Origin of the sequence: Microbacterium oleivorans (assembly GCF_001644225.1) — a bacterium.
In the GTDB taxonomy this organism is placed as follows: domain Bacteria; phylum Actinomycetota; class Actinomycetes; order Actinomycetales; family Microbacteriaceae; genus Microbacterium; species Microbacterium gawkjiense.
Map to the genome: position 1 here is coordinate 780320 of NZ_LSTV01000001.1, position 19642 is coordinate 799961.

Annotated in this window: 23 protein-coding genes, 1 tRNA gene and 1 other RNA gene; 12 read left to right on the forward strand and 13 right to left on the reverse strand. The window is 66.2% G+C overall.

All coding sequences use genetic code 11. The features are described from left to right. Positions 1-183: 183 nt before the first annotated feature. From AYL44_RS14355 to AYL44_RS14875, 5 genes are all read right to left on the reverse strand, one after another. The gene (locus AYL44_RS14355) at positions 184-528 is read right to left on the reverse strand and encodes a histone-like nucleoid-structuring protein Lsr2 (RefSeq protein ID WP_082886081.1); all 345 of its coding nucleotides are present in this window, start codon (positions 526-528) and stop codon (positions 184-186) included. Between the two features lie 16 nt (positions 529-544). Continuing rightward, a complete protein-coding gene (locus AYL44_RS03635) occupies positions 545-2284 on the reverse strand; it encodes an AAA family ATPase (protein WP_064001874.1) in 1740 nt (579 codons plus the stop codon). A 111-nt stretch (positions 2285-2395) separates the two neighbouring features. Beyond that, on the reverse strand, positions 2396-3277 hold the full coding sequence (locus AYL44_RS03640; RefSeq protein ID WP_064001875.1) for a hypothetical protein: 882 nt from the start codon (positions 3275-3277) through the stop codon (positions 2396-2398). 698 nt (positions 3278-3975) lie between these two features. Further along, positions 3976-4266, reverse strand: a complete 291-nt coding sequence (locus AYL44_RS03650) for a hypothetical protein (protein ID WP_064001877.1) — start codon at positions 4264-4266, stop codon at positions 3976-3978. A 171-nt stretch (positions 4267-4437) separates the two neighbouring features. Further along, positions 4438-4761, reverse strand: a complete 324-nt coding sequence (locus AYL44_RS14875) for a helix-turn-helix domain-containing protein (protein WP_082886082.1) — start codon at positions 4759-4761, stop codon at positions 4438-4440. A 557-nt stretch (positions 4762-5318) separates the two neighbouring features. Between AYL44_RS14875 and AYL44_RS03655 the strand changes: the two genes are divergently transcribed. After that, positions 5319-5501, forward strand: coding sequence for a hypothetical protein (locus AYL44_RS03655; protein ID WP_064001878.1), 183 nt, complete (start codon positions 5319-5321; stop codon positions 5499-5501). A 93-nt stretch (positions 5502-5594) separates the two neighbouring features. On the opposite strand, the gene AYL44_RS14510 is transcribed toward AYL44_RS03655, so the two are convergent. Next, complete coding sequence (locus AYL44_RS14510; RefSeq protein WP_331709475.1) at positions 5595-5942, reverse strand: recombinase family protein; 348 nt, start codon at positions 5940-5942, stop codon at positions 5595-5597. A gap of 3 nt (positions 5943-5945) precedes the next feature. Further along, the gene (locus AYL44_RS03660) at positions 5946-7226 is read right to left on the reverse strand and encodes an MFS transporter (protein WP_064001879.1); all 1281 of its coding nucleotides are present in this window, start codon (positions 7224-7226) and stop codon (positions 5946-5948) included. Positions 7227-7252: 26 nt separating this feature from the next. Here AYL44_RS03660 and prfB point away from each other — a divergent pair, with 26 nt between their 5' ends. The 8 genes from prfB to smpB all read left to right on the forward strand — a co-directional run bounded on the left by prfB (position 7253) and on the right by smpB (position 13859). After that, positions 7253-8365, forward strand: a complete 1113-nt coding sequence (gene prfB, locus AYL44_RS03665; protein WP_064001880.1) for a peptide chain release factor 2 — start codon at positions 7253-7255, stop codon at positions 8363-8365. A gap of 117 nt (positions 8366-8482) precedes the next feature. Further along, positions 8483-9304, forward strand: a complete 822-nt coding sequence (locus AYL44_RS03670; RefSeq protein ID WP_064001881.1) for a DUF4397 domain-containing protein — start codon at positions 8483-8485, stop codon at positions 9302-9304. A 9-nt stretch (positions 9305-9313) separates the two neighbouring features. Continuing rightward, positions 9314-9958: a class F sortase gene (locus tag AYL44_RS03675; protein ID WP_064001882.1), complete on the forward strand. Its 645-nt coding sequence runs from the start codon at positions 9314-9316 to the stop codon at positions 9956-9958. Positions 9959-9960: 2 nt separating this feature from the next. Then, positions 9961-10539, forward strand: a complete 579-nt coding sequence (locus tag AYL44_RS03680) for an RNA polymerase sigma factor (protein ID WP_419865914.1) — start codon at positions 9961-9963, stop codon at positions 10537-10539. After that, positions 10526-11284: an anti-sigma factor gene (locus AYL44_RS03685; RefSeq protein WP_064001884.1), complete on the forward strand. Its 759-nt coding sequence runs from the start codon at positions 10526-10528 to the stop codon at positions 11282-11284. Before AYL44_RS03680 ends, AYL44_RS03685 begins: the two co-directional genes overlap by 14 nt. Before the next feature lie 57 nt (positions 11285-11341). Further along, the gene (gene ftsE / locus AYL44_RS03690) at positions 11342-12406 is read left to right on the forward strand and encodes a cell division ATP-binding protein FtsE (RefSeq protein ID WP_064001885.1); all 1065 of its coding nucleotides are present in this window, start codon (positions 11342-11344) and stop codon (positions 12404-12406) included. Next, positions 12403-13317, forward strand: coding sequence for a permease-like cell division protein FtsX (ftsX, locus tag AYL44_RS03695; RefSeq protein ID WP_064001886.1), 915 nt, complete (start codon positions 12403-12405; stop codon positions 13315-13317). The genes ftsE and ftsX overlap by 4 nt, the downstream gene beginning before the upstream one ends. A 65-nt stretch (positions 13318-13382) precedes the next feature. Continuing rightward, positions 13383-13859, forward strand: coding sequence for an SsrA-binding protein SmpB (smpB, locus tag AYL44_RS03700; RefSeq protein ID WP_064001887.1), 477 nt, complete (start codon positions 13383-13385; stop codon positions 13857-13859). Positions 13860-13862: 3 nt separating this feature from the next. Here the strand turns inward: smpB and AYL44_RS03705 are convergent, their stop codons facing one another. Together AYL44_RS03705 and AYL44_RS03710 are read right to left on the reverse strand one after the other, a co-directional pair. Next, positions 13863-14081 carry a hypothetical protein gene (locus AYL44_RS03705; RefSeq protein ID WP_419865910.1) on the reverse strand — a complete coding sequence of 73 codons (219 nt, stop codon included), beginning with the start codon at positions 14079-14081 and terminating at the stop codon, positions 13863-13865. Then, positions 14078-15547 (reverse strand): SDR family oxidoreductase, encoded by a 1470-nt coding sequence (locus tag AYL44_RS03710; RefSeq protein WP_064001888.1) that lies wholly within the window; start codon positions 15545-15547, stop codon positions 14078-14080. Before AYL44_RS03710 ends, AYL44_RS03705 begins: the two co-directional genes overlap by 4 nt. Positions 15548-15594: 47 nt before the next feature. Between AYL44_RS03710 and AYL44_RS03715 the strand changes: the two genes are divergently transcribed. Further along, positions 15595-16005, forward strand: coding sequence for an NUDIX hydrolase (locus AYL44_RS03715; RefSeq protein ID WP_064001889.1), 411 nt, complete (start codon positions 15595-15597; stop codon positions 16003-16005). A 101-nt stretch (positions 16006-16106) separates the two neighbouring features. Further along, positions 16107-16479, forward strand: a transfer-messenger RNA (tmRNA) gene (ssrA, locus tag AYL44_RS03720). Between the two features lie 60 nt (positions 16480-16539). Here the strand turns inward: ssrA and AYL44_RS03725 are convergent. Beyond that, on the reverse strand, positions 16540-17112 hold the full coding sequence (locus tag AYL44_RS03725) for a hypothetical protein (protein ID WP_064001890.1): 573 nt from the start codon (positions 17110-17112) through the stop codon (positions 16540-16542). Then, on the reverse strand, positions 17109-17933 hold the full coding sequence (locus AYL44_RS03730; RefSeq protein ID WP_064001891.1) for an inositol monophosphatase family protein: 825 nt from the start codon (positions 17931-17933) through the stop codon (positions 17109-17111). The genes AYL44_RS03725 and AYL44_RS03730 overlap by 4 nt, the downstream gene beginning before the upstream one ends. A 115-nt stretch (positions 17934-18048) precedes the next feature. Between AYL44_RS03730 and AYL44_RS03735 the strand changes: the two genes are divergently transcribed. Next, positions 18049-18121: transfer RNA gene (locus tag AYL44_RS03735), tRNA-Lys, on the forward strand. Positions 18122-18187: 66 nt separating this feature from the next. On the opposite strand, the gene corA is transcribed toward AYL44_RS03735, so the two are convergent. Both corA and AYL44_RS03745 read right to left on the reverse strand, forming a co-directional pair. Continuing rightward, positions 18188-19186: a magnesium/cobalt transporter CorA gene (gene corA / locus AYL44_RS03740; RefSeq protein WP_064001892.1), complete on the reverse strand. Its 999-nt coding sequence runs from the start codon at positions 19184-19186 to the stop codon at positions 18188-18190. A 73-nt stretch (positions 19187-19259) separates the two neighbouring features. Beyond that, the gene (locus AYL44_RS03745; RefSeq protein ID WP_064001893.1) at positions 19260-19640 is read right to left on the reverse strand and encodes a hypothetical protein; all 381 of its coding nucleotides are present in this window, start codon (positions 19638-19640) and stop codon (positions 19260-19262) included. Between the last annotated feature and the right edge of the window lie 2 nt (positions 19641-19642).

The window sequence follows — 19642 nt, forward strand, 5'->3', positions numbered from 1 at the left end:
TGCCAGCAGGCAAGGTGTGGACCAAGCTGATGTTCGTCCACGGTAAGAAGCTCATGTGGTTCGAGTTGATGAACCAGACGCCAACCGTGTCCCAGTCAGCGACTTGGGCTCGGATACGCTCGTTGTTCATCAGAACAAACTCGACACCCTGACCATTCTGGACGTAGGTAGCGAATGCGTCCCTCATCGGTTCGCCGCCTCGTACTCATCCAGGATGGACTGCGCGACACGTCCACGATCAGAAACCGTGTGTCCGTTTGCACGTGCCCATGCCCGCACAGCATCCAGGTCCTGACGCTTGCCCGAACGGCTGACCTTGGAGGAGGCGCTACGCCCACCAATGGGGCTGACGTTCTTCAGGAACGGTGCGATTGCGTCATCCAGCTTGCGTGCGTTTTCCTGCGAAAGGTCAAGCTCATAGCTCTTGCCGGCGTATGACAGCTTCACAAAAACTGCGTCTTCCTTCGCAATCTCCCTCCCGTCGAAATCGTCGGTGAAGGTGATGATTGTCTGCTTCTTACGAGCCATGACCCCGAGCGTAGTATCACCCGACGGGATTGGCACGTCTGATGATGTCGATCACTTTGAGCACAGACTTATCGAGCTTGAGAGTCCAGGGACCCTCGTTCGACCACGAGGTTTGCAACTCTCGAGCTATGCCAATTTTGTTGGGCTGCTTCAAGCCAACCACGTCTGACGACAGCGGGTTATCGTAGCGGCCTGGCGCATTTCCAAGCTTCGCTTTCGGATGCACCGCCCGGATTGCTTCGGACAGCTTTTCCCATGGCACGTAATTTTCGATGGTGTATCCGGCAGTGATCCAGGCATAACTGGAAGTGGGGTCCTGCGCCATCTCCTCCTGTATGCGCTTCTTCGTGTCATTGATCCTCGCGTACTTCGACCCCCGGTCACTGTCGATCACTACGACCATGTACCGGTTGAGTCTCCGAAGAGAGATGAACTCTGAGACCTCTGTCGGGTCGTCAGCGCTGAGTCCGTTCAGCAGCCTGCCACCGTAGAACATGATCGAGTAGTGCAGACCCTCGACGAACTCGTTCGGAGCGAGGGCGTCGATCCAGGCTTTCACGTAGATGCGGTCGGAGGGACCCTCCACCCAGATAATGGCGTTGCTCTGAACGAGGTCTGAAGGTCGATAGCCCAAGTCCGCACAAATCGCACTCTGATGAGCAGCGGTTCCCGCGTAGTTGATGGTCGAAGAGCCTTCGACTCGTTGTACGTGGAAGACGGAGCCAATCGACGAATCCAGAAGATGAGCCGAGTGGGTAGCAACAAAGTACTGATTGGTTGTCTCGCTGCTGAGATAGCGCAGCAATTTCCGCTGGAGCATGGGGTGCAGATGGACCTCCGGCTCCTCGATACACATGACCGATTCCTGCACGATGGTCGCTGCTGCCGCGAGAATCACAACCTCGTGGACCCCCGTGCCGTAGTTCTCGATGGGTAGCGTTCGCCCGTCCTGGGTAATGTGGATCGTGCTGAGGTCGTGCGGGATGTCGATGGAGATGTCAGGATCATCCATCACTGTCTGAGTGAATCTTTGAATAGCCTTGAAGACTTCGCGGTCGCTCAGGCGATCTGTCGCTGGGCTTTGCAGACGGTGGAGTCGGTCCTTGATGCCTGCGCCCGTGAGCGATAGTTGCGCGTTATTATCCTTCCCAACTTCGCGGACACCTGTAACCGTCCGAACGCCAGGGAATTCGAACTTAGAGAGGGCATGCTTCAGGGTCGTGTGGATAGGGGACAGATAGTCGCCTGCGAATGAGTGAAAGAAGCCGGAGAACAGGGCTCTGGCGGCGTTCCGAGATCTCCCGTTCATCCGCTCATAGACGGCCTCGACCCATTGCCTCTCGTTCGTGAGTGATGCAGATCGGATGGAAAGCGATCGATTCTCCAGTTCCAACCAGATCGGATGCCCCTCAGACAGGCCTTCGATACCATCTATGACGTCCGCGAAGTAGCGTCCGGCGTCACCGAACGTCGGAAGGACGGTGCGCTTAAGGAAGGCCTCGCTCAGGGCGAGTTCGAATCGAAGACGGTGTTCCTTGTCGCCAGAGGGTCGGTCCCAAGGGCCCGTGACCTCCAAGTCGCTGAACGCGTCTTCCGAGTTCTGCAACATGCCATGAATGATCCGCAGCACATTGGACTTGCCAGAATTGTTCTGACCCGCGATGAGGTTGATCTTTCCTAGCGGGTAGAGCCGTGTGATCGGATCGGACAGGAAGCTGCGGTACCCACCGAACCCAATCCCGTGAAGAAGTTCCATAGCGTCATCATGGCAGTGCGGACTGCGGGCACGTGTTACTCGCGCGAGTTCAGAGTGCTCCGCGCGGCCCTGCGCTCCATCCTTCGTCCAGACTCAAAACGTACGTACCTGCTAGTCGTTCCCGTAGTCGTAATCGACGTAATCAGGTTGTTCCGGAGCTAGCTCCTGCACCTCGATTTCGTCGAACGTTTGAGGCATCCCAGCCGCGTGCACCTCGCCAGTCGAGGTCAGGACCAATCCGCACGCGTTACAGGAGGCCCCGGTGATAACGTACTCGACCTTCGAAACCGTGTCGCCGTCGTCGTCAATGTAGGGCCGGGATGATCGGACCGGCGTCGCATCAACGATAATCGCGCTGTCACAGGCGGAGCACTTCTGTTTCCACCCGCCGAGTGCAAAGACCGAAGGCTGACGCGCTTCCTTCTCCTCTTCAGTGAGCCGGCTCCAGAAATCGCGGGCGCTGTTGATTCGCGTCCGTACTTCTTGGAGCAGTTTCTTGTCGTCGGAATCAACAAACTGCCTACCCTGTTCTGACAGTTCGTCACCGAGCAGGTTCTCGACAGTTGTGCCGAGGTGACGCGCAAGTGGCTCGATCGTGCGTGTCAATTTTGGCAACCACGAGGAGACTGGCTCGTCCCAGCGAACCGCGGCCGTGTGCAGTTCTGCGTTACGAAGTTCCAGGAGGTACTCAAAATCCTTCACCCGGTCGGGAGTAAAATCCGCAACCACAATCGGCAACCTGACAAGCACCGTATGCATCGGCACCGATTGGATGCGCTTTCCCTGGGGGTCCGGGAATCCGAGGGAATCGAGAATCGCTGGCCCCTCCATAGCCGCATTGAGGACCGGCGACACCTTCGCCAGCGCTGCCCTTGCTAGAAATTCGAGGCCAAGAACGCTCCAGACCAGCGATTCCTCGTTGCTCGGCCGGGACGCGCCCCGCTGAAAGTAGTTCTGCGCCTTTGCAAGGTATGCCTCGGCATCCCAGATCATTTGCTCACTCCGAGTAATATCGCACCAACTTGCGACCAGGATCGAACGTGGCATCCAACCGTCGATGAAGGCACCGGAAGTTGTCGACGATAACCCACGTGTCACCCACCCAGTCAACGCTGCCGCTGGCGGGGAGGCTCTCGACGACATCGACGAGAGACGGGTCCGTCGGCGGACACGAACGCGGATCCCACCGTATACGTTCGACGTCACCGATAGCGAACATCGCGAGCCTGTGAACGGGCGGGTGAGAGTGGGACTGGGTTATCAAAGTCGTCCGGCGCAGCAACTTCTTCAAAGTATCGTCCGGATCCAAGATCTCCGTCTTCACAGTTGACGGCGCCTCGGAGTACATGGCAAGCCACCGAGGCGGTGAAGCCGCATTTGCCCCATCGGAGTGCCAAGGGAACTTCCCACGGCCGTACGTGCCGGAGAGAGAGTCAGGGCGCGCGCTGCGCGCATCCTTCGGGACCAGAGTCCCCCCGAAGCGGACATCACCGAGGCGCCTCATCAGGCCGGTCATCGAGTCGGAACCTCTGCCAACAGACCACCCATAGCGCCGCAGGTCAGAGGACAGGGCCGACCACATCTCGTCGCTAACCGGCCATCCATTCATTGATGCGTCCAAGGGTGATGACACCAATTCAGTCGACTGAAGGGGCGATGCCCAGAGCCACCAGCCGAACACCGCTGTGTTTTCAGGTGGTCGTCCTTCCCGCGGGCTTGATCGCATCCCACACGGCTTCGTGAAAGTGGTTGTAGCTGTGGTGGCTCCCCGACCTGAAGAAGGCAAAGTCACGTGTGGCTATTTCGCCATAGTGAATCCTCATCCCTCGCTGCAGCCGGCTGATCGCCCATCCGCCTGTCCCAGTCTCGTCCACATCGACCTCGACTGCGGGCGCAAGATCGAAGCGAACCTTGAAGTGCCTTGCGGTCAGAGCGTCCGACTCTTCCTGCACGGAACCGTCGATTGCGAGATAAGTGACCATGCGGAGAGATTACTGGGTCATTGATCCCAGATGCGGGCGAGCCCCGTTTCTCAGTCCTCACCAGCTTCTTAGCATCGACAGCAGAGGGCCGCCTTCTGACCTTCCCCTCAGCCCTTGGCGGACCAGACGACCTCTTCGGCCCAAACTAGACGCCTGAATTCGCCTACGGGTTCAGGTCCCGGCCGAACTCACTAGTTGTTCGCTCGAGCCGCATGGCGGGTAGGCGTCTCGACATTCGCGTGACGGAACGCCCGAGAGGATCACTTCGATCGGCAACCCGAGTGCCGCAACGATGCGGATGACGGTGTCGATACGCGGATTCGTGGCCGAGTTCGTCTCGGATTCCAATGCTCGGTAGCTGACTACAGAGACGGCCGCACGCTGAGCGACCTCCGTTTGACTCAGCCCCGCACTGCGGCGTTTTTCTCGGAGAGCTTGGGCGAGGTGAGACAGCAACGCGGTCCTGTAAGCATCGTGACATCGCTCTGTGTGCATTGTGGGTTTTACTCCACTGGCTGGAGGAACATCGAATCTATCTAAGGCGAGCGGGCCTTCGCAAGCCAAGAATGTTTGCGTTGCTCGTAGCGCGCGCCTCGGCTTACAACTGGCCTGTCGGGGGGCGTTGGCTCCGCGAAGTCGATCCGAGAGTGCCAGGGGGGCAAATGAAAAAGAAGTTGCTGGGCGTCGTCATTGCTTTGACGATGGTGTTCGGCGGAGCGACCGCGGCCGAAGCGTCGTCCTACTGTTCGCCTTCAGTCGGATGCTCGGGGAACTCGTCGTCGAGCTATTGCTCATCGTCAGTGGGTTGCTACATCGACCCGAAGACCAAGCAACCGAAGTACGTAACGGTCGGACCAAAGCTGACATCGAAAGAGCAGAAGCTTCGAGAGGACTGCTACTTCCGAGTTGCGGGAAGCGGCTCGTCGCTCGCTAGCGGTATCCTCGGCAAGAACGTGTTGGCAATCCTCGGTGGAGCCCTGAGTGGCTACGCTGCAATCAACGGTCCGTGCAAAGATTTCTGGAAGTCCACCGCTCGATTCAGGAAGTAGGACATGAGGAACAGCATCCTCTTGCAAGTAATCCTCGCCGTGATCGGTGTCGCACTGCTGATCGCGGGCCTGCTCTACGTGTCCACCGATCCCGTCCTAGGCTGGATCGGCGCGATCGGCGGACTTCTCATCGTGGTCGGGGCTGTGATGGCGATCCTCAAGCTGCGTAGAACAACTAAGGCCTGATTCGCCGCCGCGCGACGCCACTCTCTAGGATCCGGGGAGTGGCGTCGTAGCCTGCCGTGGGACCGAGCTTCCAGAACCGACCGCGACAGATACTCAGCTACCGAATGCTCTGTAAGCAGACGCGCGGCTCATTCCCAAAGCTTTCGTGATCGCATCCACCGTCTTGCCCTCACCGCGCAGTGTCTTGGCTGCTGCGATCTTCTCGGGCGTGAGTGCAGTCTTGGCTCGGGGCTTGCGCTCACCCTTCGCCACTCGGGCCGCTCTGCCTTCTGCTGCGCGCTCTTTCGTGTTTTCCCTCTCCCATTCCGCGATGGACAACATGATGTTACGGAGGAGCTTGCCCGTCACGCCGTCGAACTGTTCACCCGGCTTCAGGCAGACCGCCGCCCTGATCCCGCGCCATCCCGCTCGGCCACACGTCGGCCTGCGCACCGACGACACCGGTCATGAGCGGCGGTCCACGTGCGGCAGGAAACGGGGCAACCAGCGCACGAAGGCGACGGCACCCAGCAGGCCGATCAGACCGACCGCCCCGGCGGCGAACGACAGGGACGAGATCGCGGTGATGCCGGTCACGATCAGCGGGGTCGTGGCACCACCGGCATCCGTCAGCGTCCGCCAGGACCCGAGGAAGGGAGCGGGATCGTCCTTCGGAGCGAGGTCCGCACCGATGGTGAGGAGGATGCCGCTGGACAATCCGTTCCCGACGCCGAGGACGGCGGCGAACATCGCGAACCACATCTCGGCGGACGCTCCGTCGTGGGTGACGGAAAGGGCGAGGAAGCCGCTGCCCATCAGGATCATCGCGGGCAGCGCGGCCCAGAGGCGTCCGAAGCGGTCCATGACCTGGCCGCTCGCATAGAAGAGGGCGAAGTCGAGCGCCCCGGAGATGCCGACGACGAGGGCGATCGTCTGCGCGTCGAGGCCGATCGACACGCCCCACAGCGGCAGCACCACCTGACGGGCCGAACGCACGGCCGACAGGCACGCCGCTGCGAGTCCCACGCGCGAAAGCACACGCCGGTGCCGCCACATCGTCCGGAACACGCCGATGCGCTCGGCCACCGGGATCGATCCCGTCACCGGCTCGCCCGAGTCCTCGGCGTCATGACTGTGCGCGGGCTGCGCGACGAACTGCTTCTCCGGATCGGGACCGAAGGTGACGAGAACGATGAGGGCCGCGAGGCAGACGGCGAAGAACCAGATGGTCGCCCGCTCGTCGCCGAACAATCCGATGAGTGCGGCGGCGATGAACGGGCCGGTGAACATGCCGAGCCGGAACGTGCCGCCGAGCAGCGAGAGGGCGCGGGCGCGGAACAGCACCGGCACACGCGTCGTCATGAAGGAGTGCCGCGCCAAACCGAACGCCGCGGCGCAGAACCCGATGAGGAAGACGGCGCCGGCGAACACGGGCAGCGACGGCAGGAGCGCGGCCGTCAGGGAGACCACGAGGGCGAGGGCTCCGGCGGCGATCATCGTGGCCCGTTCGCCGACGCGCGTGACGGCCCAGCCGGCGGGGAGGTTCCCGATGAGCTGGCCCACGACGAGCATCGACGCGATCAGCGCCGAGAGGGCGACGTCGGCGCCGAGGGAGCCGGCGAGACTCGGGATGAGGGGGAGGACCGCACCCTCGCCGATGGCGAACAGGGCGGTCGGTGCATAGACCATGGGGCCGAATCGCCAGAGCACATCTCGAGCAGCGGGGGAGTCGGGGCGGTCGGTCATCCCCATCCACGTTACTCTGGAGTGTCATGCTTGAATTCGATCCGTCTGCGGACATCCAGGCCCTCCGTTCCACCTTCGGTGAGATCAAGGCGGTCGTCGACGTCGACGCTCTCTCCGCCGAGATCGCCCGTCTGTCCGAAGAGGCGGGCGCCCCCGACCTCTGGGACGACGTCGAGAAAGCACAGAAGGTCACCAGCGCCCTCAGCCACCGCCAGTCCGAGCTCAAGCGCGTCACCGAGGTGGAGCAGCGGCTCGACGACCTCGAGGTGCTCGTCGAGCTCGCGCAGGAGATGGACGACGAGGACTCCGCCGAGGAGGCCCGCCGGGAGATCGCCGACCTCGAGAAGGTCATCAGCCAGCTCGAGGTGCAGACGCTCCTCGACGGCGAGTACGACGACCGCGGGGCGGTCGTCACGATCCGCTCCGGCGCCGGCGGCGACGATGCCACCGATTTCGCCGAGATGCTCATGCGCATGTACCTGCGCTGGGCCGAGCGCCACAAGTACCCCGTCAAGGTGATGGACACGTCCTACGCCGAGGGCGCCGGGATCAAGTCCGCCACCTTCGAGGTCGACGCCCCCTACGCCTACGGCACGCTGTCGGTCGAAGCCGGCACTCATCGCCTCGCACGCATCAGCCCGTTCGGCTCCGCCGACAAGCGCCAGACGAGCTTCGCGGCCGTCGAGGTGATCCCCGTCATGGAGGAGGCCCAGGAGGTCGACATCCCCGAGGGCGACATCCGCGTCGACGTGTTCCGGTCGTCGGGGCCCGGCGGACAGTCGGTCAACACGACCGATTCGGCCGTGCGACTGACCCACATCCCGACGGGCATCGTCGTCTCGATGCAGAACGAGAAGAGCCAGATCCAGAACCGCGCGGCCGCGATGCGCGTCCTGCAGACCCGACTCATGCTGCTGCAGAAGGAGGAGGAGGCGGCGAAGAAGAAGGAGCTCGCCGGCACCATCACCGCGAGCTGGGGCGACCAGATGCGCTCGTACTTCCTCTACGGTCAGCAACTCGTGAAGGACCTGCGCACGGGACACGAGGTGGGCAACCCCGCGGTCGTGTTCGACGGCGACCTCGACGGCTTCATCGCGGCCGGCATCCGCTGGCGCAAGCGCAAGGACGACGACGACTGAGTCGACGCGGAGGAATCTCTTCGAGATTTTTCCATCCACCTGCATCCAAAGTCGGTGGACCGCGGGAATACCTCTGTGAAAGCGCGAACACCTCGCGCCGAATCAGAAGGAGTTCCCATGCGCAAGACACTTTCAGCGGGCGTCGCCCTCGGTGCCGCCGTGGCATTCGCTGCATTCGCCCCCGCATCCGCTGCCACGTCGGACACGGCCGACCTCGCGGTGCTCCACGCGATCCCGGACACCCCCGTCGACGTGTACGTCAACGGCGACCTGACGATCGACGACTTCCAGCCGGGTGACCTCGGCGGTCCGCTCGAGCTTCCCGGCGGAACCTACTCGGTCGCGCTGACCGCCGCGGACGCCACCGACGACTCCGACCCGGTCCTCGGCCCCATCGACCTCACCCTCGAGGCCGGCATGAACTACACCGCGGTCGCGCACCTCGACGCCGAGGGCACCCCCACTGCGAACCTGTTCACGAACGACACCGCCGAGACCGCTGCGGGTGAGGGTCGTCTGACGGTGCGCCACGTAGCCGCCGCTCCCGCGGTCGACGTGCTCGCCGGCGGCGAAGCGGTCATCACCGGCCTCACCAACCCCAACGAGGAATCGCTCGACCTGCCCGCCGGCACGGTGAGCGCGGCCGTCGCGCTCGAGGGCACGACCGACCCGGTCATCGGCCCGGCCGACGTCGAGGTCCAGGAGGGCGTCCTGACGATCGCCTACGCCTGGGGCTCGGCCGAGGACGGCAACCTCGCCCTCGCCACGCAGACCATCGACGGTCTGCACTCCGGCCCCGACGGTGTGAACACGGGTTCGGCGGGCCTCGTCGCCGAGAACGGCCCGAACGGCTGGCTGATCGTCGGCGGTGCCGCCCTCATCGCCGGCCTCGTCGCCGGTGGTGTGCTCGTCGCCCGTACCTCGGCTGGGCGCCGCTGAGGTCCTGACATGCGCCGCCTGTCGATCATCGCCGTCACGCTGACGGCCCTGATGCTGGCGGCCTGTGCACCGGTGTCGGAGGCGGGATCACCCCCCTCCGACACCGGTTCGGGCGCGACCGGGACGGTCTCCCCTCGACCGGCGGCTCCCACGCCGCAGGTCTCCGTCCCGGTCGCTCCGGCCACTCCGCAGGCCGTCGTGCGCGCTCCGGCACCGGAGCGGCTCGCCATCTCGTCGTTGGACGTCGACATGCCGGTGGAGGCGGTCGGGGTGCAGGACACCGGCGAGATGGAGATCCCGGAACGTCCGTCGATCGCGGGGTGGTACCGCTTCGGCAAGGCCCCCGCCGACGCCGAAGGCACGACCGTGATCGCCGCCCACGTGGACGACCGGGAGTACGGTGTGGGACCGCTCGCCAGACTGCGTGAGGCGAAGGAGGGCGACGAGGTGACGGTGACGGATGCCGACGGCACAGTCACCACCTACGTCACCGAGTCGGTCACGTACATTCCCCGCGCGGAGCTCCCCGTGGACGATCTGTTCACCCGTGAGGGTCCGCGGACCCTCGCCGTCATCACCTGCGGTGGTGATTTCGATCAGCAGACCCGCACCTACAGCGATAACGTGGTGCTCATTGCGAGGGCGCAGTCGTGACCATCACGGCCCCGCCTCGGCTCGCCGCACGGAAGGAGCAGGCCGTCGACGACGACACCCACCTCGCTGAGCGTTTCGCGGCGGGTGACGAGACCGCGGTGAAGGCGATGTACGACCGGTGGTCGCGCATCGTGTACACCCTCGCCGTCCGCTCGCTGGGCGACACGACCGAGGCGGAGGACGTCACACAGCGCACGTTCGTCTCGGCGTGGACCTCCCGGTCGTCGTACCGCCTGGACGGGGCGCCTCTCGGCGCGTGGCTCATCACGATCGCGCGTCGCCGCATCGCCGACGCCCACGAGGCCCGTGCCCGCGCGGCACGTCTCGAGGAGGCGTTGAAGGCGGTCGTCCCCGACGAGGTCGCCGAACACGACGTCTCCGACGCGATGCTCGTGGCCGACGAGGTCGCCCAGCTCGAGCCCGACGCCCGTGCCGTCCTGGCGCTGGCGTTCTACGAGGATCTGACCCACCAGCAGATCTCCGACAGACTGGGGATGCCGCTCGGCACCGTCAAAAGCCACATCCGACGAAGTCTCACCCGCCTGCGAACCCGATTGGAGGCGCACCATGTCACATCTTGACCCCGAGGTCGCCGCCCTCCTGGCGATGGGGGAGCAGCCGTCCGCCGACGAGCAGCACCACCTCGATACCTGTGCGGACTGCTCCGCCGAAGTCGCCTCGTTCGCGCGCGCGGTCACCGCAGGTCGGGCGACCCGCACCGGCGAGGAGCTCCTGACGCCCCCCGACCGCGTCTGGGAGTCCATCCGCAGCGAACTCGCTCTGCCGTCGGAGCCGTCGACCGCACCGGAGGCGACGCCCGACGAACCGGCGTCCCGTCCCTCCGAGGCGCCGTCGGCCGGCACCCGGCACGTCGCACGTCGTCGGCGGGTCAGTCGTCGCCCGGTGTTCTTCGTGATGGCGGGAGCGGCCGTCGCCGTCGTGGCGATCGTGGCAGGTGTCTGGATGGCGGGGGGCATCGCCCCGCGTCCCGAGATCATCTCCGAGGCCCGGCTCGACGGCTTCCCGACCTGGGCGGGCGCCCAGGGCGAGGCGATGCTCGAGCGTGTCGACGGTCACGACCGCGTCGTGGTCGACCTGACGGCATCCGTCCCCGATGACGGCTACCGCGAGGTGTGGCTGCTCACGTCGGACGCCAGCGACCTGATCAGCCTCGGCGTGCTCGACGGCAGCTCGGGCTCCTTCGACATCCCCGACGACGTCGACCTGTCGCGATTCACCGTGGTCGACATCTCGCAGGAGGACGTCGACGGGGATCCCGGTCACTCGGGCGACTCGATCGTCCGGGGAACCCTGTCAGCCCCCTGAGCGCGCGGGAGTGTCGCTGACGGATGCGGCGGCCCCGCCGCTTAGGCTCGTCTGGCCATGATCCGCTTCGAAAAGGTCTCCAAGAAGTACCGCGGCACCAGTAAACCCGCCCTCAGCGACGTTGAGTTCGATGTCCAGCGCGGGGAGTTCGTGTTCCTCGTCGGCGCGTCGGGCTCGGGGAAGTCGTCGTGCCTGCGCCTCATCCTCCGCGAGGACACCGCCTCCGACGGTCGCGTCGTCGTCCTCGGACGCGATGTGCGCGGTCTGAGCACGCGCAAGGTCCCCTACTTCCGTCGTCACATCGGGTCGGTCTTCCAGGACTTCCGTCTGCTGCCGAACAAGACCGTCTTCCAGAACGTCGCGTTCTCGCTGCAGGTCATCGGGTCGAGTCGCGCGTTCATCCAGCAGTCCGTCCCCGAAGCCCTCGCCCTGGTGGGCCTGGCGGGCAAGGAGAAGCGCCTGCCGCACGAGCTTTCGGGCGGTGAGCAGCAGCGTGTCGCGATCGCGCGGGCCATCGTCAACCGGCCGCAGATCCTGCTCGCCGACGAGCCGACGGGAAACCTCGACCCGGGAACGTCCATCGACATCATGCAGTTGCTGGCCCGCATCAACGCCGGCGGGACGACCGTCGTGATGGCGACCCACGAGGCGGGCTTCGTCGACCAGATGCAGCGCCGCGTCATCGAGCTGCGCGGCGGCGTGGTCGTGCGCGACGAGCGCCACGGCGGCTACGGCGACACATCGGGCCTGCCCGTCCTCACGCCCGAGACGGTCAAGGGCGCGGCGGCCACGGCGGCGCTCACGGCCGTCCTCGAACTGCAGAAGCAGATCGCGACCGGCGACGCGGGGGGCGTCGAGCCCCTCCCGGACCCGATCGAACCTCCCGCTCCGCAGCCCGAGACGGTGCTGCCCGCCGTCCCCGTCGTGCAGGACCCGCCCCCGGTAACCGAGGTGCAGACGGATGCCGCGGCCCGGGCGGCGGCGTCCGAGCCGGACACGGGCACCAGAGGCATCCCGATCACCCCCGCCGACATCGACCTCGGCGACATCGACGGGCTCGGGGCAGCGGACCGTCTGGGTCTCGGGCACCGCGACGACGACGAAGTGGGGCCCACCGCATGAGAGTCCGCCTGGTCCTCGGCGAGGCCCTCACGGGTCTTCGTCGCAACGCGTCGATGGTGATCTCCGTCATCCTCGTCACCTTCGTGTCGCTCACGTTCGTGGGCGCCGCCCTGCTCATGCAGATGCAGATCGCCAAGATGCAGGGGTACTGGGCCGAGCGCGCCCAGGTCGCGATCTTCATGTGCCGCGACGGGTCCACGGAGACCACCTGCAGCGACGGCGAGGCGACGGACGAACAGCTCGCCGCGGTCAAGGAGAAGCTCGAGAGCCCGGCACTCGAGGGCATCGTCCGCAGCGTCCGGTTCGAGACGCGCGAGGAGGCCTACCAGAACGTCCTCGACCTCATGGGCGAGGACTACAAGGACTTCATCACCCCGGCCCAGTTGAACGAGACGTACTGGGTCAACCTCGTGGATCCCACGCAGACGGATGTCATCGACGAGGCGTTCTCGGGAACGCAGGGCGTCGAGGGGGTGACCGACCAGATGGAGTATCTGCAGCCGCTGTTCTCGGCGCTCACGATCGCGACGTACTTCGCGGTGGGGATCGCCGGGCTCATGCTGGTGGCGGCCGTGCTCCTCATCGCCACCACGATCCGGCTGTCGGCCTACGCGCGGCGGAAGGAACTCGGCATCATGCGTCTCGTCGGGGCATCCAACCGGTTCATCCAGACGCCGTTCGTCCTCGAGGGCGTCTTCGCCGCCTTCATCGGCTCGGCACTCGCCAGCGTCGCGGTCTGGCTCGGCGTGCAGTACGGCGTGCACGGGTTCCTCGTCGACGAGATCGACTTCGTGACGACGTGGATCGACGGACGGGATGCGCTGCTGGTCATCCCGCTGATCGTGGGCCTCGGTCTCGTGCTGGCGGCGCTGTCGGCCAGCTTCGCCATCCGCCGATGGCTGCGCACCTGAGCGCAGGCCTCCGTTAGACTGGCAGGCCGGTCGCGCGCGGAGCGCGGCCGCGTCGAGGAGTCATCATGCCCAGGGAACGCGGGGAACAGGTCATCGCGACCAACCGTCGCGCGCGCCACGAGTACGCCATCGAGAAGACATACGAGGCCGGTCTCGTGCTGACCGGCACCGAGGTGAAGTCGCTGCGCCAGGGGCGTGCGAACCTGAGCGACGGCTACGCGTTCATCGACGGCGGCCAGGCCTGGCTCGACGCCGTGCACATCCCCGAGTACTCGCAGGGTCACTGGACGAACCACGCCGCCAAGCGCACGCGCAAGCTGCTCCTGCACAAGGACGAGATCGTCAAGCTCTCCCACGCGGTCGCCGCCGGCGGGTACACGCTCATCCCGCTCAAGCTCTACTTCTCGGACGGGCGCGCGAAGGTCGAGATCGCCGTCGCGAAGGGTAAGCGCGAGTACGAGAAGCGTCAGACGATCCGCGAACGCGAAGACAAGCGCGAGGCCGAGCGGGCCATGCGCAGCCGCAACCGTCTGGGGGAGTGACGCTCAGGCCGTCGGCCTCCGTGGCCGCGGTTCCGGGGGCGGTGGGACCGCCTTGGCGGCGATGACCGCCGTGCGGCCGATGCGTTCGAGCCCGCGCTTGCCGTCGACGACGATCACGTCGGGTTCGACCGACACGAGCTCGCCGAGGGCGTCCGTCGCCTGCCCGTCGGGCAGCAGATAGCGCACCACTACGCGGGTCCCGGGAGCGGGGAACGGGATCACCAGCGGCCCGGCGCGTAATCCTTGAGGAAGACGCCGAAGACGTCCTCGCCGGCTTCGCCACGGACGATGGGGTCGTAGACGCGAGCGGCCCCGTCGACGAGGTCCAGCGGGGCGTGGAACCCCTCCTCCGCGAGGCGCACCTTCGTCGGATGCGGCCGCTCGTCCGTGATCCATCCGGTGTCGACGCTCGTCATGAGGATGCCGTCGCTCTCGAACATCTCGCGGGCGCTCGTCCGGGTCAGCATGTTGACCGCGGCTTTCGCCATGTTCGTGTGCGGATGCCCGGGGCCCTTGTACCCGCGTTCGAAGACACCCTCCATCGCGCTGACGTTGACGATGTAGGTCCGCCGGGCGGGGCTCGCGGCGAGCGAGGGCCGGAGCTTGGACACGAGGAGGAACGGCGCCGTCGTGTTCGCGAGCTGGACCTCGAGCATCTCGAGCGGATCCACCTCCTCGACGCGCTGAACCCAGGAGTTCGTGTGATCGAGGTCGGGGATCAGACCGCCGGCGTCGATCGCCGTCCCCGCGGCGAGACGGTCGAGCGACGTCGACCCGGCGGCCATCGCCTCGCGCGTGAGCACGTCGGCGCGATCGGCCGCCGCGGCGAGGATCGGGTGCGCGCTCACCGACCGCTCGAGGGCCTCGGGGTGCCGGTCGTTGGTGTGCCCGAAGGTGACGAGTTCGGGCAGCGGGCCGTCGGGGAGCGGTGCGAGTTCGGCATCGACGAGCGGTTGGTAGGCGCCGGGGGAGCGGCGAACCGTCTGCGTCGCGTTGTTGATGAGCACGTCGAGCGGGCCTGCAGCGGCGACGTCGTCGGCGAGGGCGATCACCTGCGCCGGGTCGCGCAGATCGATGCCGACGATCTTCAACCGGTCGATCCACTCGGCCGAGTCCGGCAGTGCGCGGAACCGGCGCACGGCATCCCGCGGGAACCGCGTCGTGATGGTGGTGTGGGCGCCGTCGCGCAGCAGGCGCAGCGCGATGTACATGCCGATCTTCGCGCGCCCACCCGTGAGGAGCGCCCGCCGGCCGGTGAGGTCGGTCCGGGCATCCCGCTTCTCGTGGCTGAGGGCCGCGCAGTCGGGGCAGAGCTGGTGATAGAAGGCGTCGACGATCCTGTACGGCTGCTTGCAGATGTAGCAGCCGCGCGCCTTCTTGAGGACGCCGGCGATGGGGGCCGCGGTGCGGGCGGCGATGGGGATGCCGCGCGTCTCGTCGTCGATGCGGTCCGGCGCTCCCGTCGCCGTCGCGTGGACGACCTCGCGGTCGGCGGTCGCGACGGCCTCACGGATCTCGCGGCGCCGTTCCTTCTTCGCCGCCTTGAACATCGCTGCGCTCGCCTGCCGGACGGCGATGAAGTCGGGGTGCGTCCGGGGGAGGGAGGGGAGGGTCGCGAGCACCCGGAGAGTGGTGGCGAGATCGGCGGGATCGATCGCCGTGTCGGACGAGAGAGTGTCGGGAAGCACACGAGATTGTACGTCGAGTCGGATGCCGAGCCTGTTAGCGTTCAGGCGTGACCGCCGCAGACGACGCCTCCGACCGCTCGATCCGGGTCTCGGCCGCCGTCATCCGCGACGCCTCCGGACGGCTGCTGCTGGTCCGCAAGACGGGCACGACGGCCTTCATGCAGCCCGGTGGCAAGCCCGAGACGGGGGAGGGCCCGGCCGAGACGCTCGTCCGCGAGCTGCGCGAGGAGCTCGGTGTCGACGTCGCCGTCGACGACCTCCGATCCCGGGGTGTCTTCCGGGCGGCCGCAGCGAACGAGGCCGGGCATACGGTGGTCGCGGACGTGTTCGAGGTCCGCCTCGGTCGCCAGGAGCCGCGCGTCGCGGCGGAGATCGCCGAACTCCGGTGGGTCGGCGAGGCGGAGGCGCAGGCGCTGGAGGTCGCGCCGCTCGCGCGCGACTACTTCCTCTTGGAGTGAGCCGGCCGTCCGGGTGGTATTCTGGGATGCTCGGACGCTCCGGCATCCGAGACAGGACAACTCCACAGTGTGACAACGGTCCACACGCCGTCAGGCGTCTCGGGGATGATCGGTTTCGACATCGCCTGTGACTCTGCGGGAAGCGGGCCGAGGATGCAGGGTTATCTCGTTAACGATCTCTGCGAACCAATAACTGCCGAAAAGAAGCAGTCCGACTTCGCCCTCGCTGCGTAAGCAGCGAGCCCGAGTCCGTCAGTCCGTGAGTGATCCCCTCGCGGTCCCTGGCGTCATCTAAGGGATCTCGCTGCGTGACGTCGCCTGAGCGTCACGCGGGACTTTCCTCAGGCTGGGCTCGTCGACTTATGTGTCTGTACTGAAGGTCGGAGCCGAGCAGAACGCCTTTTACAGACTGCGCCCGGAGAAGACGCCGTCTCTCAGCGATGGACGGGGGTTCGATTCCCCCCATCTCCACGAACCGTTGTCACGGAGTGAAGCCCCCGGTGTCCGTACGGATGCCGGGGGCTTCGTCGTGCGTCAGCCGAGCTCGATGAGATCCAGGCCCTGCCGGGTGTCCGAGACTTTCACCCAGCCGTCGCCGAAGAGGTAGGTGACGCCGTATCCCTGATCGTCCACGCGGAGCGCCGCGTCCGGGTCCTCGGTGATGATCACGCCGGCGTCGTCGTCCTCGCGGAGCCATCCCTCCGCCTCGAGCGCCGCCTCGGTCGCGTCGGCATCGGCCTCGGAGATCGGGGACCACCCGAAGAGGACGAGGTCGTCGTTGGTGGGGGAGCTGAAGTCGCCCCAGGTGCACGCCGTGCCGTCGGGGAGCTCGAGGTCCAGGATCACGAACGGATCTTCGCGGACCGTCCACCCCGTCGCCGTGAACGCGTCGACGGTCTCCGGCGAGAGCATGTTCTCGCACGTCACGTCGGCGGGATCGATGGTCGGTGGGGCGGATGCCGCGGGTGCGGAGGCGCCCGGGGCGGGAGCCGCCGCCGTCGCTCCGGCCTGTCCCGGCGTGGGACTGCACGCCGTGGCGAGGAGCACCGTGAGGCCGCTCGCCGCCACCGCGGCGGCGAGGCGCGCCCCGTGTCGCGCGGACCTCACGCGCCGAGCATCCCGAGGAACTCGTCGTGGAGGATGCCGTTGGTCGCCAGCGACGACAGCGCATCGAGTCGTTCGGCCCCGTGGATGTCGGTGAAGCGGCCGCCGGCCTCGAGGATGATCGGCACGTGCGCGGCGATGTCGTACTCGCGGACCCCGAACTCGGCGACGAACTCCAGACGGCCCTCGGCGAGCAGCATGTAGGGCCAGGCGTCGCCGTAGCCGCGGTCGCGCCACACGGCGCGCGAGAGGCGCAGCAGGTCGTCCGCGCGTTCCTCGGCATCCCACTGCGCGATGCTCTGGAAGCTGATGCTCGCGTCGGAGAGCGACGCGACGTCGGAGGTGCGGATGCGGCGGGTCTCACCGTCGGCGGAACGGGTCCACGCACCGGCGCCCGTGGCGCCCCACCAGCGACGGGAGATGGCCGGCTGGCTGACCACGCCGACCCGCGGCACGCCGCCCACGACGAGCGAGATCAGGGTCGCCCACATCGGGATGCCCTTCAGGTAGTTCGCCGTGCCGTCGATCGGGTCGATGATCCACTGCCGCGATCCGTCGCCGGTCGTGCCGAACTCCTCGCCGAAGACACCGTCTGCGGGTCGCTCCGCCGCGAGCAGGTCGCGGATGGCCCGCTCGGTCGCGAGGTCCGCCTCGGTCACATGCGTCGCGTCGGCCTTCGTGCGGACGTCGAGGTCCGGCGCGTCGAAACGCTCCATCGCGACGCGGTCCGCGGCATCCGCGAGGCGCAGGGCGAGCGCGAGGTCGTCCGTCACGTCGCCGTCGAAGGGGGCGGTCCAGTCCGTCGCGGAGGGCAGAGGCGTCACGGCTCCAGGATACGTGCTGCGCCTGGCGCCCTCATGAGTGCCGAGGGCGTCTCGATTGGCGGAGCAGCCGATCGTGATGCTAGTGTTGACCCTCGGTTCGAGTTCTTCGAATCACGCACCTCTAGCTCAATCGGCAGAGCAACTGACTCTTAATCAGTGGGTTCTGGGTTCGAGTCCCAGGGGGTGCACGGACGGCCCCGGTCACTCTCGCCAGTGACCGGGGCCTTCTGCTTCTGCAGTGTCGGATGCCCCGGTCAGAGCCACTTCTTGCGCTTGAAGACCGCGTAGAGCACGACCGAGCTCGCGACCATCAAGCCGAGGGCCATCGGGTACCCGAAGGTCCAATGCAGCTCGGGCATGTTGTCGAAGTTCATGCCGTAGACCGTGCCGACCAGAGTCGGCCCGAACAGGATCGCCGCCCACCCGGAGATCTTCTTGACCTGCTCGTTCTGTTCGAGCGAGGTGTCGGTCTGCCGCTGCGTGACGAGCGTGGAATGGACGGTCAGGGCGTTGTCGAGGATCGAGCGAAATGCGACGATGCGCTCGTTGAGACGGATGACGTGGTCCAGCACGTCCCGCAGCGAGCGCTGCAACTCGATGTCGACCTTGTACTTCTCGGACCCCTGCAGCAGCCGCTGCAGCATGTCGTCGAGCGGAAGCGTCGACTTGTGCAGGGCGATCACCTCGCGCGCCAGCGTATAGATGCGCTGCGACAGCCCGGCATCCGATCCGCTGAACAGCGTCTCCTCGATCTCGTCGATGTCGTTCTCGACCCCGGCGAGCACGGGGGAGTACTCGTCCACCACCTGGTCGAGGATGGCGTACAGGACCGCCTCCGGACCCATGCGCAGCAGTTCCGGCTGGTGCTCCATCCTCGCCCGCACCTGCGTGAGGTCCGGCGAGTCCGCGTGCCGGATCGTCACCACGAACTCGGGACCGACGAAGACGTGCAGCTCCCCGAAGTCCACCGAATCCGTCGTGTCGTCGTACCGCGCCGGTCGCAGCACCGTGAACAGCACGTCGCCGTACCGCTCGAGCTTGGCGCGCTGATGCCCGGCGAGGGCGTCCTCGACGGCGAGCGGGTGCAGGGAGAACTCCGTGGCGACGGCGGCGACTTCCTCCTCGGTCGGGCGGTAGAGGCCGATCCACGCCATGCCGTGGTGGTCGCGCATATGCTCGAAGGTCTCGCTGAGGTTCACCGGATCCTGGATCCGGCGGCCGTCCACGTACACGGCGTTGTCGACGATGGGCATGGGTCGATTCTCCGCGGTCGAGGAGGGAGGATGCCGCGCCGCGCCGCGCCGCGGTGCACGGACGGGCCGGGAGTCAGCCGAGGTTCGGCTTGAGCTCCTGCCGTATCGCCTCGAAGTTGTCGGGGGTCACCTTCCATCGCATCGGGTCGGTGTCCTCGAAGGTGATCTCGTACGCCTTGGCGTCGCGGTCGAACTGCAGCAGGAACTTCGCGGGCAGCTCGGCGCCCTCGGGGTAGCGGTCGGCGAGGTAGGCGTCTACGGCGGGCTTGATCTGAGAGGGACGTGAGGCGACCGCCGAGACGGTTCCGTCCGGGGAGTAGGCGTAGCCCGACGTCTCGCTCAGTCGCCCCCCGCCGAGGCTGATCACCATCGCCAGTGACTTCCAGTCGTCGCGCGCGCCCTGCATGTTCGTGACGATCGCACGGATGAGTTCCGTCGTCGGATCAGTGGACATGA

Coding starts and splice junctions, on each gene's coding strand:
- AYL44_RS14355 (WP_082886081.1), bottom strand. CDS start 528: ATGGCTCGTAAGAAGCAGACAATCATCACCTTCACCGACGATTTCGAC.
- AYL44_RS03635 (WP_064001874.1), bottom strand. CDS start 2,284: ATGGAACTTCTTCACGGGATTGGGTTCGGTGGGTACCGCAGCTTCCTG.
- AYL44_RS03640 (WP_064001875.1), bottom strand. CDS start 3,277: ATGATCTGGGATGCCGAGGCATACCTTGCAAAGGCGCAGAACTACTTT.
- AYL44_RS03650 (WP_064001877.1), bottom strand. CDS start 4,266: ATGGTCACTTATCTCGCAATCGACGGTTCCGTGCAGGAAGAGTCGGAC.
- AYL44_RS14875 (WP_082886082.1), bottom strand. CDS start 4,761: ATGCACACAGAGCGATGTCACGATGCTTACAGGACCGCGTTGCTGTCT.
- AYL44_RS03655 (WP_064001878.1), top strand. CDS start 5,319: ATGAGGAACAGCATCCTCTTGCAAGTAATCCTCGCCGTGATCGGTGTC.
- AYL44_RS03660 (WP_064001879.1), bottom strand. CDS start 7,226: ATGACCGACCGCCCCGACTCCCCCGCTGCTCGAGATGTGCTCTGGCGA.
- prfB (WP_064001880.1), top strand. CDS start 7,253: ATGCTTGAATTCGATCCGTCTGCGGACATCCAGGCCCTCCGTTCCACC.
- AYL44_RS03670 (WP_064001881.1), top strand. CDS start 8,483: ATGCGCAAGACACTTTCAGCGGGCGTCGCCCTCGGTGCCGCCGTGGCA.
- AYL44_RS03675 (WP_064001882.1), top strand. CDS start 9,314: ATGCGCCGCCTGTCGATCATCGCCGTCACGCTGACGGCCCTGATGCTG.
- AYL44_RS03685 (WP_064001884.1), top strand. CDS start 10,526: ATGTCACATCTTGACCCCGAGGTCGCCGCCCTCCTGGCGATGGGGGAG.
- ftsE (WP_064001885.1), top strand. CDS start 11,342: ATGATCCGCTTCGAAAAGGTCTCCAAGAAGTACCGCGGCACCAGTAAA.
- ftsX (WP_064001886.1), top strand. CDS start 12,403: ATGAGAGTCCGCCTGGTCCTCGGCGAGGCCCTCACGGGTCTTCGTCGC.
- smpB (WP_064001887.1), top strand. CDS start 13,383: ATGCCCAGGGAACGCGGGGAACAGGTCATCGCGACCAACCGTCGCGCG.
- corA (WP_064001892.1), bottom strand. CDS start 19,186: ATGCCCATCGTCGACAACGCCGTGTACGTGGACGGCCGCCGGATCCAG.
- AYL44_RS03745 (WP_064001893.1), bottom strand. CDS start 19,640: ATGTCCACTGATCCGACGACGGAACTCATCCGTGCGATCGTCACGAAC.